This is a genomic window from Pedobacter sp., from assembly GCF_965227205.1.
GTDB lineage: Bacteria > Bacteroidota > Bacteroidia > Sphingobacteriales > Sphingobacteriaceae > Pedobacter.
The window spans coordinates 88693-105641 of the sequence record NZ_OZ245727.1 but is presented as its reverse complement, the minus strand read 5'-3'; the positions used below and the strand labels follow the sequence as shown (position 1 = coordinate 105641).

Below are 16949 nucleotides of genomic sequence, written 5' to 3'. Positions count from 1 at the left end.
ATACAGCTTTAAATTTCCTCTTTCCCTACAACATCAACCTTTGGCGGCATTAATTTATAAACCACGGGCGTAACAATTCTTGATAACAAAGTAGAACTGATTAAGCCCCCAATCATTACGATTGCGAGCGGCGAAATGAGTGGATTGCTTGATAAGGCGATTGGTAAAAGTCCACCGATTGCGGTAAACGTGGTTAAGATAATCGGTAAAAACCTTACTTCGCCTGCTTCTTCAATGGCTTGATTTAATTGCATACCTTCGGAGCGCAACTGATTGGTAAAATCGACCAGTAGAATGGTGTTTTTTACTTCGATACCCGCCAAAGCAACTATACCAATTGTAGCAACGAACGACAGCGAATTTCCGGTAACCATTAATGCCAAAACTGCACCAACAATACCCAATGGAATAACAGAAAGCACAATTAGTGTACTTTTAAAGGTTTTAAATTCGAGTACCAAAACTGCAATGAAAAGGAAAAGTGTAACCAATAAAACGCTTCCGAAACCGCCGAAAGATTGATTTCTACTTTCTACTTCGCCACCCATTTCGAAACTATATCCAGATGGCAATTTAATGTCTTTCATTTTTGCTTCAACATCCTGAATTACTTTGTCGTTTAAAAAACCCTTTTGAACGAATGCGTTTACAGAAATTGTTCTGATTTTATTGTGGTGGTTAATACTTAAGGGCGAGGTTTCTAGTTTTAAAGAAGCAACCTGCAAAAGCGGTATGGATGTACCTTGGTTATTATTGATGTACAAATTATTGAAAACTGATAAATCGGGATAAGATGGGCGGTTGGTGGTTAGCAAAATACTGTAATCGTCTCCGCTTGATTTTGGATTCAGGAACTTGCCAACTTCTAGACCTGCAACTGCCATCCTAACTGTTCTATCAATGTTTATTGTTGGAATGCCCAAAGCCTGTGCTTTATCTTTATTAATATCTACTTTGATATCAGATTTCAGGTTTTTCAATGGATTGTTGACATACATTGTTCCTTGTGTTTTCAACAGAACATCTTCTACCCTACCAGCGAGACTTCTCAGCGTATCTAAATTATCGCCAAGCAAACGTACCTCAACCGGAGAAATAATTGGCTGACCTTGTTCAAAATCTTTAACCTCTACTTTTGCACCTGGATAAGGTGTCCATTTTTTACGGAGCATTTCAATGATTTCGAGCTTGCGATCTGAACGGATATCTGGTTGCAACAATACAAAAAGTTCAGAAAAATCAGAACGTTCGTTTTGAGGCAGAACGTTATAGTAAATCCGTGGATTACCTTTACCAACATTTGAGGCGAAGTATTTAACCTCCGGAATGGCTTTCAATTCCTTTTCAATTTGTTTGGTAATTGAATCGGTATATTTTAAGTTGGATTGTAGCGGTGTTGAAATGTTGATCAAAAACTGAGGTTTTTCTGAAGCTGGAAATAAACTAAAGCCAATAACCGGAATCAGGAATATGGAACCTACAAAAATCCCTACTGCAATGAAAATGGTTAATATCGGCTTTGCCAATGCTTTATCTAACAATTTAGAATAAGAACCATGGATGATTTTCTGCAAAGTGCGTAAGAACACGTTTCCATTTACATCGCTATGCGGTTTTAGTAATTTACTTGATAAAAACGGAACAACTGTAAGCGCCACCAACATAGAGGCAATTACCGAGCAAATTACCGCTACAGGTAAACTTCTGATGAATTCTCCTGAGGCTTCGGGCAAGAACATTAAAGGCATAAACGCAATAACCAAAGTAGCCGTACAACCCATTACCGCCATACCGATCTGCTTTGTGGCTTTAAGCGTTGCATCCAGTCGACTGTGACCATCCCGCATCCATCGTTCGATATTTTCTACGACAACAATGCTATCATCAACCAATAAACCAAGCGAAACTACTAAACCTACTATACTTAATTGATTTAAGCTGAAACCTAAAACGCTGAGCAAAATAACGCCAATAGCCAAAGAAAGTGGAATGGAAACCATCACCACGATTGATGCTCGGGTACCTAAAGGCAAAAGCGTAATCAAAACCAATAGAATGGCGATAAGAAAATCAGTTCCTAATCCGCCCAAACGGTTATTTACGTTATCTGCCTGGTCGAACATTAATTGCTGGTCGATATTTGAAGGCAATGTTTTTTTGAAGTTTTGGATGATGGGCAAATATGCCTTTTGAGCGTTGGTAATGTTTCCGCCAGATTTTTGGGCAGCCACCACAAACACACAACGAAAACCATTTAATCGCGTAATATCTTTTTCTTGCGAATAATCGAAATAAACATTTGCCACATCTTTAAGCGCAACATTTTTGCCATTACCACTAAATACGATTGTGTTTTTTATTTCATCGATATCCTGGTAATTTCCACTGGTTTTAATATTGAAGGATTTTGTTCCGGCATTTACGCTTCCCCCTGGAATATTTGCTACTTCGCTCTGGATAGCATTTGCAATAAACGTTATCGGCAAATGTAGTTGAGCAAGTTTTTCGAGATTTAAATCTACCCGAACAAGCTGGTCGGGTAAGCCCATAATTTCTACATTTTTGAGGTATGGAATTTTTTCCAGTTCATCTTGTAAAGCCTCGGCTTTTTCTTTCAGTTTATCTCTTGAAGCATTCTCAGAAATTAAGGCAATTTGCAATACATTTACATCAGATGGTTGTACCTTTTGCACTTCCATGCTGTAAATTTCCTGCGGTAGATTTGCCCGCTCGCTGTTTACCTCACGCACCAATTCCTGGTATTTATCATCTACATTTACGGCGTATTTGTATTCCACAAAAACAACGGCCAATCCATCTCGAATGGTGGTTTTGATAGATTTGATATCATCCAGACTATAGATTTTTTTCTCCAGTGGCTTTACCACAAGTTCTTCCATATCCTTCGGACTAGCACCCGGATAGACCACTACTACAGGATAGTTTGGCGCATTCATGTCCGGATCTTCAGACCGTGGCATGTTAAATATGGTGGTTATGCCCAGCGCCAAAACCATGAGCACCATGATTAGCGTAAACTGGTAATTTTTTACAGCGTATTCTGATATTTTCATCTTATTGATGTTTTTATATTTTTTACCACAAAGGGATTATTTTAACCACAAAGGGCACAAAGTTTTCACAGAGGAAAGTTTAAGCTATTCGTTAAGCTAAATTATTTTAGCGCTATTTTTAACCTCTCCCCCGCCCTCTCCTTGAAGAGAGGGAGCCAGACAGTGGCTATTCATAACTTCTGTGAGATTGCTTTGGGCTTTCTCTTTCAGCCTTCATCTTTGATCTTTCAGCTCAATTCACAATTTTAATCTTCGAGCCATCTGTTAAATAAGCACTGCCCGATACAATTAGCGAGCTTGCATTTTCCAAACCTGCGCTTATACTTATCTTATCATTTTGAATTGTACCTAATTGCACTCTAACTTTTTGGGCTGTTTTATTATCATTTGTGATGAAAACAAAACCTTCATTTTCTCCACCATCTAACAAGGCATCGTAAGGAATGGTAAAACTGCTTGTGCTTTTTGTTGGAATGATGCTCGCTTTGCCAAATAAACCTGCGGCTAAACCTTGTACTTTATTTTCGATAAGCGTTAGTTCTACTCCAAACGTTCCGCTTTGCGGGTCGATGCCTTCTGCTTTTCTGGTTACTTTAGCTTGAAACGATTTGTTTGGCAGCGCATCAGTTGTTATCGTTGCATTATCGCCAATTTTCAAAGTCGACCATTGTGCATCGCTTAAGCCAACTTTTAAAATCCATTTGCTTTGGTTGGCGCCGTTGATTTGTAAAATGGGGGTTCCTGGTCCAACAACTTGCCCATCATTAGCTAGTTTTTTCAATACATAACCATTGCTTGTTGCCCTGATTTCAGAATAATTTTGATTGAATTTTACCGCGTCCAATTGTTGTTTAGCAACCTGTAAAGCAGTTTTAGCATTTTGCATTTGCTCTAAAGTAGCCACACTATCTTTATACAATTTACTGGCACGGGTAAAATCACGCTCTGCTTTTTGGTAAGATAAATTTACCTGTTGTACCTGCGCTGAAATTTCCGTTTGGTTTACGGTTGCTAATAATTGCCCTTGTTTAACTGCATCACCTTCTTTTACAAGGATTTTATTGATGATTCCTCCGTTTTTGAAAGACAGGATTGTTTCATCGTTTGTAGTAAATTGACCAGATGCTGCGATAGCGTTATTCGCATCCTCAACTTTCAAAACCATTATCTTAACCGGGATTGTATCCTGATTACCGATTTTGGTTTCTTCGGTTTTGTTGCCGCTGCAAGCGCTCAAGCCAAGTGTTGCAGCAAGAATTGTTGAATAAATAATTATCTTCTTCATAAATTAATTTATTGAATAGGTTGCGGTTTCGCGTTCTACATCGGCCATTGCCGATAAAACTTTAAACCTGTTTATGTTAACTAAAAGCTGTGCTGAAGTGTATTGATTTCTGGCATCGACAGTTTCGATAAAAGAATTTGTGCCGGCCTTAAAGCCTTTTTCTATTAAACGTTGATAGCTTGATGCCGCTTCGTATTGTTTAAGTGAGGATTGATAGGTTTGGTAAGCAGAACGGAGATTATTCTGAGCCGTTTTTGCTGTTAAATTTAGTTGTTGCGAAACTAAATTGGCATTCAACTCTGCATTTCGAATGTCGAGATTGGTTTGCTTAATTTTATAGTTGTTACGATTTCCAGCAAAAATTGGGATGTCTAATTGCAAGCCTACCATGTAATACCGGGTTTGGTCGTTAAAATGGAAACCTTCAGATTGCGAACCTAAATCGACAAATGCACCTAATTTTGGAACAGCAAATTGCCTATTCATTTTAAGTGCAGTTTTATTAATATCGATAACTTGATTCAAAGCCTTTAACTCTTCTCTTGCAGATGAAAGCGTTAAATCCGCAATTAAACTTTCTGTTTTGGCTAAGCCAGCTTTGTCGTCAAAATTGGTCTCAATTTTATCTTCAGGATTTCGATTGAGCAAGAAGTTGAAATACATCCTGGCATTTACAACCTGTTGTTCCGCAGAAACTACCTGTGCTTTTACATTTTCAACTTCGCTTTTTGACCGGAGTACATAAGCAGGCAACCCTTTCCCGCCTTCTAACAATTTCTCGTTTACGCGTAAGCCTTCGTTTGCCAGTTGTAAGCCAGATTTGTAGACATCAACGGCTTGCAACGCATTTAAATAATTGTAGTATGCCGTTTTAATGTTTTTAACTAAATCGCGTTTGTAAATCTGCACTTCAAATTCCTGCAGCACAACTTGCTGTTCAGATATTTTTTTGTTGAAGCCTAAATCAGTATTTATGATGGCAACTGTAGTCCTAACCTTTGCATCGTAATAATTTTTAGGAAGAAAATTAATGCTTTGGTTTTCCATTAACGGAAAATTATTTGTTGCAGTAAGCTGATTTAAAGTTGAATAAACGGGATTCAACAAATCACCCAATGGTAAAGGAATATTCCGACCACCATCTGCAGTAGACCAGGATGTTGAAAATTCGACTGTTGGCAGAAATAAGCTCTTCGCTGTTTTCAGTGTGTATTGAGCTTTTTCTAAGGAGATATTTTTTTGCTGCAGAACAATGTTATTCTTAAATGCTTCGGTAACATAATTATCGAGCACTTCTTGAGCGAATCCATCGGAACTAAAAAACATAATTGCTCCGACAAAGACAGACAGAACTTTAAATGAGAAAAATTTCATAATTAACAGTGTTAATATATTTCTACTTCATACTATTTAACATGGCAATAAAACCATTAAAAGTTTGCTCCAGCCAATCGACATTATCATCCATTCCAATTTTGGTAGAAGCCATGTGGTCTAAGTGTCCCTGCAATTTCAAACTACATAAACCATGCATTAAAGACCAAATGTTAAGTGAAAATGTAGTGGTATCAAATGAGGTAAAATAACCCGCTTCCTTACATTGGTTAACCGTCATGATAAGTGCACCGAATGCCTGTTCTCCTTCTTCCCACTCTTCATCTAAGCAATGTGCTTTTACAAATTCTATGGGTTCTTTCATGATAAACATCAGCTCATAAAAATCAGGATTATTCAATGCAAAACTCATATAAACACGCCCCATTGCTTTTAAACGCTCAAATGGCTCACTCACATGCTGCAAAACGGCGAATTGCGTACCCAACAAAATGAAACCTTCCTGGTGCAAAGCATACATGATATCAGCCTTGTCCTTGTAGTACAAATAAATCGTCGTCGGACTAAATTCTATCTTCTCCGCAATCTTTCTGATAGAGGTTGCATCGTAACCATCTTTTAAAAAAAGTTCTTTCGCAGCATCTAAAATCCTCTGTCTTAAATCTTCCTTATGCTTTTCTTTACGCTCTTTGATTCCCATAATAAATATTTACACCGCAAATATAGTTAACAGTGTTAATATTTATAATTTATTTGAAAATATTTTTTTTTACGCCAAGCAGAAGCAAGTCTTTGTTAATAAGCCTGATGGCAGCGAACACGGAGTGCAATGAAGTAAAGCGAACAGCGGGGCTGCAATCAGCCATAAAGAACCGAGCTTTCACTTTCAAAAAAACCTCTCCCTGTTAATGGAAGTGGTTCGGCTAATTGCTGTATACCCTCTCCTTGAAGAGAGGGAAATGAGGGACAGCGGTTTAAACCTCTTACGTAAATCGACAAATTACTGAAACCACCAAAGAATAAATCCCTCTCTTTAAGGAGAGGGATAGCAAAACAGCACCTAAAGCACAATCATTGACAGGGAGAGGTTCCTAATCTAACCTTCAACTTTCCCCTTATTTTCTTTACAGAATAATAGAATTGCCTTCGCTTAAAAAGCCTTATCTTTGCGCAACTCATAAAAAATACACTATGCTTAAAGGATTTTTTAACGTACCAACTCCGGTAAACGAACCTATATTAAACTACGGTCCAGGCAGTAAAGAACGTGCTCTCTTAAAAGAGGCACTTGCTGAAGCTCGCTCACACCAACAAGACATCCCGATGTACATTGGCGGAAAACAAGTACACACCACTAAAAAAGGTAAAGTTGTTCCACCACACGACCACCAACACATTTTAGCGCAATACAGCATTGGCGATAAAACGCATGTTGCACAAGCTATTGATGCCGCTTTGGCTGCGAAAGAAGATTGGGAAAACCTTTCTTGGGAGCACAGAGCAGCGATATTTTTAAAAGCAGCAGATTTAATTGCAGGCAAATACCGTTATAAATTAAATGCAGCAACTATGCTTGGCCAAAGCAAAAACGCTTACCAGGCAGAAATAGATGCAGCTTGCGAATTGATTGATTTCTTACGTTTCAACGTAAGTTACATGAGCGATATTTACAAACAACAACCTCCTGTTTCTCCTCGTGGAAACTGGAACAGAGTAGAGCAACGCCCATTAGAAGGTTTCGTTTTCGCACTTACTCCTTTCAATTTCACGGCAATTGCGGCAAACTTACCAGCATCGGCAGCAATGATGGGTAACGTTGTAGTTTGGAAAGCAGCAGATACGCAGGTTTATGCAGCTAACCTTTTAATGGAAATTTTCCGTGAGGCTGGTTTACCAGATGGCGTAATCAACTTGGTTTACGCAGATGGACCAGAAACTGGCGAAGTAATTTTCAATCATCCAGATTTTGCGGGCATTCACTTTACAGGTTCAACAAAAGTATTTCAGGAAATCTGGAAAACGATTGGAACCAACATCCATAAATACAAATCTTATCCTCGTATCGTGGGCGAAACTGGCGGTAAAGATTTTATTTTGGTTCATCCATCGGCACAAACTGATATTGCAAGTACAGCAATTGTTCGTGGTGCTTTCGAGTATCAGGGACAAAAATGTTCAGCTGCAAGTCGTGTTTACATTGCAGAGAGCTTATGGCCAGAGATTAAAGAGCAAATGCTACGCGACATTGCTTCATTTAAAATGGGCGGAACTGAAGATTTTACCAATTTCATTAATGCCGTTATCGATGAGCGTTCATTTGATAAATTAGCTAAATACATCGACCAGGCGAAAAAAGATAAGGGAGTAGAAATTATTGCTGGAGGTGGTTATGATAAGAGCAAAGGCTATTTCGTTGAGCCAACCGTTTTGGTGGTTGATGACCCGAAATATACAACCATGTGCGAAGAATTATTCGGTCCGGTTTTAACGGTTTATGTTTATGCAGATAAAGATTTCGATGCTATTTTAGAAGTAATTGATACCACTTCGCCATATGCTTTAACGGGCGCCTTAATTGCGCAAGACCGTTACGCGATTGACAAAGCAAGCCATGCATTACGCAACTCGGCGGGCAACTTTTACATTAATGATAAATGTACAGGTGCAGTTGTTGGTCAGCAGCCATTTGGTGGCGCCAGAGGTTCGGGTACAAACGATAAAGCAGGTTCGATGATTAACTTATTACGTTGGGTTTCTCCACGTACTATCAAAGAAGTTTTTGAATCGCCAACGGATTACCGCTATCCGTTTTTAGCAGAAGATTAATATTTCGGTCTGTGGAGACACAAACTGAAGATAATAAGATTAACGATTGTCATGCTGAGCTTGTCGAAGCATCAATATATTACATATATAAAAACCTCTTGATTTATCAAGGGGTTTTTCTTTTTAAAAAGGATTTGGAAAGCAATTGCAGCAATAGAATTAATGTTAGTCGGGCTTTGCGCTAAATCTTTTTGGCACGATAAACTTACGAAGTCTAATGAAATGGTGCTCAGGAGACTTCGTAAGTTTAGCCTTCCGCAGCCAAAAAGGATATCGCTGCAATCCCGTTTATATACAAAGGTTTTTTGCTACTATTCAGGGTTTGCAAAATACTTACATAACTAATGCATAATTTTAGGTTAGTTGCAATAATCAATACAAGAATATCCCGTCATTGCGAAATCGATTTTTCATCGATTGAAGCAATCTCATTTTAAAAAAGTTCAGGATAGAGATTGCTTTCCCGAAAAGTCGGGATAAACTGTACCGGCAATGACGACCGATTCAGCACTTCCAACTCCGCTCCTTATTTTCAAGGAGGGGTGCCTGCAAGGTGGGGTGGTTTCAATTTTTTGACTACAACGCTTAGTTTATAAACCCGGTAGTAGCGGTAGCCCCGAAATGCAATGAGGGCTATAGCGAATAACGGGACTGAAGCAGCCAAGAATTACTAAACATTCATTTCCAAAACCTAATCAATTTTAAAAACTATAGTTGTTTCCCGATGTTCTATTTACAAAACTACACATCATGGAAAATCAAAAGGAGAACAAGGCAGAAAAAAGCAATTTACCAGAGCAGCAGGTTCCAAATCATAGAAGTAACGAAAACAGCGATAAAAACAAGGTAAAATCAGAAGCCGGACATTTAGCTAAAGATTTTGGGCACGGCGATTTTGGTTCTGAAGAAGCAAAACAGGATGCAGAAAAAGGTAATAAAGGCGAAGCGGGGAATATGCCAAATACTGAAAAATAAAAAAGTCCCGATTAATTTCGGGACTTTAGTTTAACAGTTATTTATTAATATCATCAATAATATTGTTGCTTAATTTCGGCACAGTGTAGTGCTTTTTAACATTTTCGAGCGTTACAATTATGCCCTTGGTATAGGCATTGTGCTTGTAATTAAAAATTGTTTCCAAAACATCGGGGTCTATGTAGCGGGCGTTTGTACCATCAATTATAACATTGGTTTCTCGAGGTATATTATTTAAAACAACTTGTATCGCGGCTTTATTTAAAAAGGAAACCTCTTCTGCAAGTTTTATCCTGATGTTCTTCTTATCTCCGTCGTTCGTTATTCTATAGAAGAAAGGATTACGCATGTTTGTACGCAGCAAATAGAAAATAGAAACCAACATACCAACAGCAACACCTTTTAACAAATCGGTAAATAATACGGCCAAAATGGTTACAACGAATGGTATAAATTGATCCCAACCTTTGTGGTACATGTGTTTAAACAAACCGATTCTTGTAAGTTTATAACCCGTAACTAAAAGTATTGCTGCTAAACACGATAGCGGAATCATATTAATTACCTGAGGAATAAACAGCAGCGACAGCAGTAACCAGGTTCCATGAAATATCGCCGCCATTTTTGTTCGTCCACCGGCATTTACATTTGCAGAACTACGTACAATTACTGATGTCATTGGCAAGCCACCAATCATGCCGCTGGTAATGTTTCCAATACCTTGAGCAATTAATTCTCTATTGGTTGGCGTTACACGTTTTATCGGGTCTATTTTATCTACCGCTTCTATACTTAAAAGCGTTTCTAAACTGGCTACAACAGCTATTGTTAAGGCAACGATGTAAACGTTTTTGTTAGCAAGCTGAGAGAAATCAGGCATTCTGAACAACCCGATTAATCCATCTAAACCGCTAACTACGGGAATTTTAACCATTTGATCCGCTCTCAAAGGTGAATTTGTTCCAGCAAAAATTAACGTACCAACAATACCAATAATTACAACAATTAATGGTGCCGGAACAATTGCCAACTGCCTAATCTTTGGCCAAAAAATTAAGATGAGTATTGATAATAAACTGATTACCACAGCAGCTAAACTAAAATGCCCAAGCGCAGCAGATATTGCAGAAAAAGTATTCTCGTGATCTTGTTGAAAGAAGCCTTCATCACCACTAAAATCTGTATCTACACCTAAGGCATGAGGTAATTGCTTAAGGATTAAAATTAACCCAATAGCAGCAAGCATACCCTCTATTACACTCGATGGAAAATAATTACCAATTGTACCTGCCTTTATAAAACCTAAAATTAGCTGAAAAACGCCTGCAAGCACAACTGCTAATAAAAACGTTGGATAGCTACCTAAAGATGTAATGGCACCTAAAACAATAACAGTTAAACCTGCGGCTGGCCCGCTAACACTGAGCTGAGAGCCGCTGCAAGATGCTACAACGATACCACCTATTATCCCGGTGATTAAGCCAGCAAACAATGGCGCACCACTGGCAAGTGCAATACCTAAACAGAGCGGCAATGCCACTAAAAAAACTACAATACTCGACGGAAGATCCTTCTTTAAATTCTTTGCAAGAAAATATTTCTTTACATCCGAACCTGAGAAGGCCGGGTTAAACTTTTGCATAACGATATAATTATCTGGTAAATTTTAACGAATAAATCGTGGTTGGCAAACAAAACAAATTTGGCAAATTATTCATCTGCTTAAAATGTTGTTCTAATTGAAATTGCCTAAAAATGTACTAGATAAAGTTGGGTGGTGGTGTTGGAACCGTTGGATGAAATGGCTCTACGTATCGCTTAAAATGCTCTATAAAACTACTTTTAAGGAAGAAATGACCAGAAGAAAACTCGTAAGATAAGATTGGGTGATTAAGCTCAACCACTTTAAAATCGGTAAATTTGGCGGTATCTTTTGTTGTATCCTTCCCGCCCTCATGCTCTAACTCAATTTGCATGATAACAGCTTTCATAATTTCTCGGTCGATACAACTATAAAACACTGGCGCACCAGAAATACCCATCTTCGCGATGAAGATAAGCATGAAGGTTGTGACAATGATATATTTATATTTTCTTAAAAACATCTGCTGTTTTCTAATCTCATTTTAATCTCGGTACTTGCAAAAATAATCGGATTATTGACTTTTCAATACAAGAGGCTGTAAAAAAAATGTAATGTAGCCAAATCGTTATTTCAAAATACACAAAATCAAGCAATTACCAATCACATAAATATACAAATAATAAAAACTGTAAGCATTACGATTGTTAATATCAATTTAATGTTCAATTCTAATTTTTGATTATCTCGAAATTATCATCTGGCTAAACCTTGTTTTCCCAATACTAATTTTTAATTTTAAAACCTATCGAACCGAATATGGATAAGAAAATTGCTTTACTTCAGGAAAAGATTAACAAAGCCAATCTTGGCGGCGGACAAGACAGAATTGATGCACAACACAAAAAGGGTAAATTAACTGCCCGTGAACGGATTCACTTTTTAATGGACGAGGGCAGTTTTGAAGAAATTGGAATGATGGTTACACACCGCAGCACCGATTTTGGAATGGAACGTGAAAAATATTTGGGAGATGGTGTGGTAACCGGATATGGAACGGTTAATGGTAGATTAACTTATGTTTTTTCTCAGGATTTTACAGTTTTTGGTGGTTCTCTATCAGAAACCCATGCTGAAAAAATTTGTAAGCTGATGGATATGGCCATGAAAAACGGTGCGCCATTAATTGGTTTAAACGATAGCGGTGGTGCACGTATTCAGGAAGGTGTGGTATCATTAGGTGGTTATGCAGATATTTTCTATAAAAATGTTCAGGCTTCAGGCGTTATCCCGCAATTATCTGCAATTATGGGCCCTTGTGCCGGAGGAGCAGTTTATTCGCCCGCAATAACCGATTTCATTTTAATGGTTGAACAAACTTCTTATATGTTTGTAACCGGCCCAAACGTTGTTAAAACGGTAACACATGAAGTGGTTACATCCGAAGAATTAGGTGGCGCAAATACGCATGCAACAAAATCTGGTGTTACGCATTTTGCCTGCGCTAATGAGATTGAGGCGATAAATCATGTTAAGAAATTACTTTCTTTCATGCCGCAAAACTGCGAGGAAATTGCTGAACATTTACCTTACGAACAGGAAGATGAAAGCAGACCAGAGTTAAATACTTTTATGCCTCAAAATGCTTCGCAGCCTTATGATATTAGAGAGATTATTTCTTCTGTTGCTGATGCAGACAGTTTCTTAGAAGTACATAAAGATTTTGCTGAAAATATTGTTGTCGGCTTTACCCGTTTGGCAGGTAGAAGTATTGGTATTGTGGCGAATCAACCAGCTTATTTAGCAGGTGTTTTAGATAGCAACTCATCAACAAAAGCTGCTCGTTTTGTGCGTTTTTGCGATTGTTTTAATATTCCATTATTGGTTTTTGAAGATGTACCTGGCTTCCTTCCGGGCACAGACCAGGAATGGAATGGCATTATTACCAATGGTGCAAAATTATTGTATGCCTTTAGTGAAGCTACTGTTCCACGCATAACTGTTATCACCAGAAAAGCTTACGGCGGTGCTTACGATGTAATGAATAGTAAACACATTGGTGCTGATATGAATTATGCGTGGCCAAGTGCAGAAATTGCTGTTATGGGTGCAAAAGGCGCAGCAGAAATTATATTCAAAAAGGAAATATCATCAGCAGAAAACCCTGAAGAAAAATGGCTTGAAAAAGAAAAATTATATTCGGATATTTTTGCAAATCCATATCGTGCAGCCGAAAGAGGCTTTATTGATGAAGTGATTGAACCAGCTCAAACCCGAACGAAGTTGATAAAAGCTTTTAAAATGTTAGAAAACAAAGTGGTAAACAATCCGAGAAAGAAACACGGAAACATACCTTTGTAACGATGGAAGATGTATGGGGTAAGATGGACGATGTTGGAGGGCAGATGCATTTTCCTCATACATTATCCATCATCCATATTCCATCTCACATTTTACATCCTAAACTAAATGTTAAAACGTATCGACATCCTTTTAATGGCTTTTTGCACAGGCTTAATTGTAGCAAATATTTATTACTGTCAACCTTTAGTGATTTTAATTGCCAAAGATTTTAACTTAACAGAAAGCGTAGCCGGCCGTATTACTTATTTAACTCAAATTGGTTATGCTTTTGGTTTATTCCTCTTGGTGCCTTTGGGCGATATGTTTGAGCGTAAAAAACAGATTCTTATTATAACAGGGTTTGCTATAGTTGCACTATTATCAGCGGCTTTATCTAAAAGTTTTTTACTGTTAGAAATAGCGAGTGTTTTGATTGGTACTTGCTCTATTGTCCCGCAACTTATCTTACCACTTGCTGCTAATTTAAGTTCTGATGAAAATCGGGGTGCAAATATTGGCGCAATTATGAGTGGTTTGCTGGTTGGTATTCTTGCATCGAGAGCAGTTAGCGGAAGTGTAGGCTTTTGGTTAGGTTGGAGAGCGATGTACTATATAGCAGCAGCAATTTGTGCTTTGTTGATTATTTTGATGGCAAAGAGATTTCCGCAAAGTGTTCCATCGTTTAAGGGGAATTACAAACAGCTAATGGGCTCTATGTTTAGTTATATAAAACACCAACCTGTTCTACGCGAAACATCTATTATAAATTTTCTGGCATTTGCAATTATCAGTGCATTTTGGACTACAATGGTTTTGTTTCTGGCTAACCCGCCTTTCAACTTTCAAACTTTACAAATCGGTTTATTTGGAATTGCAGGTGCTGCTGGCGCTTTAGCTGCTCCACTTGTTGGTAAGTTAAGCGATGGTAATAATCCACGCAAAAATTTAATGATAGGCTTCATTTTGCAAATTATCAGCATTGCTTTATTTTACTTTACCAAAAGCCATTTGTATTTATTTGTAGTTGGAATTGTGCTGATAGATATTGGTCAGCAGGCCATACACGTAACCAACCAAACCCGAATCTACACCTTGATTCCAGAGGCCAGGAACAGACTAAATACGATATTTATGTCGGTTAGTTTTATTGGCGCAAGTTGCGGTTCGGCTTTAGGTTTATGGTTATGGGATGCTGGCGGTTGGGCTTTATTTTGCTATGGCATGACAGCAATAATTATTTTGAACATATTAATTTATAAATTCTACAGCAGAAAAAAATTTCTAAACTAACCTAATTTGACAATGCATGAAATTTAAGATAGCCCAAAGACTATTATCCCTCCTAATTTACTTTATTTCAGCAAATGGAATGGCACAAGATGCTCAAAATCCAACACCAGAAATCAAATCCTTAACAAAATATAAACTTTACATTTTAGGTACAGGATTTGAAAGGGAGCAAAAAATCTCCAAGCAATCAAGTATCTATTTTGGCGCTGCCATTGAGGTTGTCGTACCTTTTCATCCGCAGCAACCAGCTTATGCAAGTGATATTTTAAGGATAGATAACGTTGTAAATTTTGCTCCGGTTTTATCGTTCGGCTATAGAAATTATTACAACCTAGTCAAAAGACAAAAAGCATTAAAAACCGTAGAAAATAACAGCGCCAACTATTTCGGTACAGAATACAATTTAATTACGCCTATTTTAATAAACAAAAGATATACAACAAACTTTGTTCACTCTTTTTCTCCAGTTTGGGGATTTCAGAATAACATCATGGAAAATGTGAATACTGAGCTGGCAATTGGTCCATCTTTCCAGACTGATTTTAAACATAGCAGAGTTTCTGTTCTATTTAGGTTTGGCTTTAATTATTTACTTTAATGGTTGTTGTTGAACAAATTTTTCCATCATTAACCTGGCGCATCCGACACGAGAGTATGTATCCCGATGCTCCTTTCGACTTAGTTAAACTGAAAGATGATTTTGATGGCATACATTTTGGATTATACGCCGAACATAAACTAACTGGCGTGGTATCTTTATTTAACGAAGGTGATATTTACCAATTTCGCAAATTAGCTGTGCTTCCAAATGACCAAAAAAAAGGTTATGGCAAAGTTTTGATGGAATATTTGATAGATTTTTGTAAAATTCAAAAAGCTTCTAAGCTCTGGTGTAACGCCCGTGTAAATGCTACCGAATTTTATTATAAATTTGGATTCCATGAAACGCATAACCGATTTTCAAAAGATGGAAACGATTATGTTGTAATGGAATTGGAATTTTAGATTATAGATTTACGAAATACGATTTAAAAGAATTTAGAAATAAATAAAGTTAGGTTTAGGAATTAGGTTGGCGTCCTGTCAATCTGAAGTCGTAAATCTAAAATCATAAATAAATATGGCTAAGAAAAAAGAAGACGAAAAGAAAAAACACGTAGCTGTTGTGACAAAAAAATCACTTCAGTTTTTAGAAGCGTATATTAATAACCCTGCCCCAACTGGTTACGAATGGGAAGGACAAAAGCTCTGGTTAAATTATCTAAAACCTTATATCGATGAGCATTTTATTGATAATTACGGAACTGCAGTTGGCGTAATTAACCCAAAAGCAGAATATAAGGTTGTTATCGAAGCACATGCTGATGAAATTTCATGGTATGTGAATTATATCACGAATGATGGTTTAATTTATGTAATCCGCAATGGAGGTTCAGACCACCAGATTGCACCATCAAAACGTGTAAACATCCATACAGAAAAAGGTTTGGTTAAAGCTGTTTTCGGCTGGCCGGCAATTCATACCCGCCACGGCGAAAAAGAACAAGCTCCTGAACTTAAAAATATCTTTTTAGATTGTGGTTGCACATCTAAAGAAGAAGTAGAAAAATTAGGCATTCATGTTGGTTGCGTAATTACCTACGAAGATGAGTTTATGATTTTAAACGACCGTTACTATGTTGGTCGTGCTTTGGATAACCGTGTTGGTGGTTTTATGATTGCCGAAGTTGCAAGATTATTGAAAGAGAATAAGAAAAAACTTCCGTTCGGTTTATATATCGTAAACTCAGTTCAAGAAGAAATTGGTTTACGAGGGGCAGAAATGATTGCTCAACGCATTAAACCTAATGTTGCCATCGTAACCGATGTAACGCATGATACAACTACACCAATGATTAATAAGAACACACAAGGCGATTTATCATCTGGTAAAGGTCCGGTAGTTTCTTACGCTCCTGCTGTTCAAACAAACCTGAATAAGTTGTTAATTAAAACTGCTGAGAAAAATGAAATTCCATTCCAACGTCAGGCTTCATCACGTTCTACCGGAACGGATACAGATGCTTTTGCGTACTCAAATGGCGGTGTTCCTTCAGCATTAATTTCTTTACCATTGCGTTACATGCACACAACTGTAGAAATGGTACATAAAGAAGACGTTGATAATGTTATCAGCTTAATTTATGAAAGCTTACTAAACATTAAAGACGGACAAGACTTTAGAGAGTTTAAATAGTCT

Annotated in this window: 13 protein-coding genes; 7 read left to right on the top strand and 6 right to left on the bottom strand. The window is 37.6% G+C overall.

What is annotated here, in order from left to right; translation table 11 throughout:
* Positions 1-8: 8 nt before the first annotated feature.
* From ACO05K_RS00415 to ACO05K_RS00400, 4 genes are all read right to left on the bottom strand, one after another.
* A complete protein-coding gene (locus ACO05K_RS00415; protein ID WP_421942500.1) occupies positions 9-3074 on the bottom strand; it encodes an efflux RND transporter permease subunit in 3066 nt (1021 codons plus the stop codon).
* A gap of 232 nt (positions 3075-3306) precedes the next feature.
* Complete coding sequence (locus ACO05K_RS00410) at positions 3307-4359, bottom strand: efflux RND transporter periplasmic adaptor subunit (RefSeq protein WP_421942499.1); 1053 nt, start codon at positions 4357-4359, stop codon at positions 3307-3309.
* Between the two features lie 3 nt (positions 4360-4362).
* Positions 4363-5733: a TolC family protein gene (locus ACO05K_RS00405; RefSeq protein ID WP_421942498.1), complete on the bottom strand. Its 1371-nt coding sequence runs from the start codon at positions 5731-5733 to the stop codon at positions 4363-4365.
* Between the two features lie 22 nt (positions 5734-5755).
* A complete protein-coding gene (locus ACO05K_RS00400) occupies positions 5756-6394 on the bottom strand; it encodes a TetR/AcrR family transcriptional regulator (protein ID WP_421942497.1) in 639 nt (212 codons plus the stop codon).
* Positions 6395-6885: 491 nt separating this feature from the next.
* Between ACO05K_RS00400 and pruA the strand changes: the two genes are divergently transcribed.
* Together pruA and ACO05K_RS00390 are read left to right on the top strand one after the other, a co-directional pair.
* Entirely contained in the window at positions 6886-8520 is a 1635-nt protein-coding gene (gene pruA / locus ACO05K_RS00395; protein ID WP_421942496.1) for an L-glutamate gamma-semialdehyde dehydrogenase, read from the top strand.
* 750 nt (positions 8521-9270) lie between these two features.
* A complete protein-coding gene (locus tag ACO05K_RS00390) occupies positions 9271-9495 on the top strand; it encodes a hypothetical protein (RefSeq protein WP_421942495.1) in 225 nt (74 codons plus the stop codon).
* A 37-nt stretch (positions 9496-9532) separates the two neighbouring features.
* Here the strand turns inward: ACO05K_RS00390 and ACO05K_RS00385 are convergent, their stop codons facing one another.
* Both ACO05K_RS00385 and ACO05K_RS00380 read right to left on the bottom strand, forming a co-directional pair.
* Positions 9533-11137, bottom strand: a complete 1605-nt coding sequence (locus tag ACO05K_RS00385) for a SulP family inorganic anion transporter (RefSeq protein WP_421942494.1) — start codon at positions 11135-11137, stop codon at positions 9533-9535.
* A 118-nt stretch (positions 11138-11255) separates the two neighbouring features.
* On the bottom strand, positions 11256-11558 hold the full coding sequence (locus tag ACO05K_RS00380; RefSeq protein ID WP_421942493.1) for a hypothetical protein: 303 nt from the start codon (positions 11556-11558) through the stop codon (positions 11256-11258).
* 338 nt (positions 11559-11896) lie between these two features.
* Here ACO05K_RS00380 and ACO05K_RS00375 point away from each other — a divergent pair, with 338 nt between their 5' ends.
* The 5 genes from ACO05K_RS00375 to ACO05K_RS00355 all read left to right on the top strand — a co-directional run bounded on the left by ACO05K_RS00375 (position 11897) and on the right by ACO05K_RS00355 (position 16946).
* On the top strand, positions 11897-13438 hold the full coding sequence (locus tag ACO05K_RS00375; protein WP_421942492.1) for an acyl-CoA carboxylase subunit beta: 1542 nt from the start codon (positions 11897-11899) through the stop codon (positions 13436-13438).
* A gap of 108 nt (positions 13439-13546) precedes the next feature.
* Positions 13547-14710 (top strand): MFS transporter, encoded by a 1164-nt coding sequence (locus ACO05K_RS00370; RefSeq protein ID WP_421942491.1) that lies wholly within the window; start codon positions 13547-13549, stop codon positions 14708-14710.
* A 16-nt stretch (positions 14711-14726) separates the two neighbouring features.
* Positions 14727-15308, top strand: a complete 582-nt coding sequence (locus ACO05K_RS00365; RefSeq protein ID WP_421942490.1) for a hypothetical protein — start codon at positions 14727-14729, stop codon at positions 15306-15308.
* Positions 15308-15715, top strand: coding sequence for a GNAT family N-acetyltransferase (locus ACO05K_RS00360; protein WP_421942489.1), 408 nt, complete (start codon positions 15308-15310; stop codon positions 15713-15715). Before ACO05K_RS00365 ends, ACO05K_RS00360 begins: the two co-directional genes overlap by 1 nt.
* A 115-nt stretch (positions 15716-15830) precedes the next feature.
* On the top strand, positions 15831-16946 hold the full coding sequence (locus tag ACO05K_RS00355; protein WP_421942488.1) for a M42 family metallopeptidase: 1116 nt from the start codon (positions 15831-15833) through the stop codon (positions 16944-16946).
* The last annotated feature ends 3 nt before the right edge of the window (positions 16947-16949 follow it).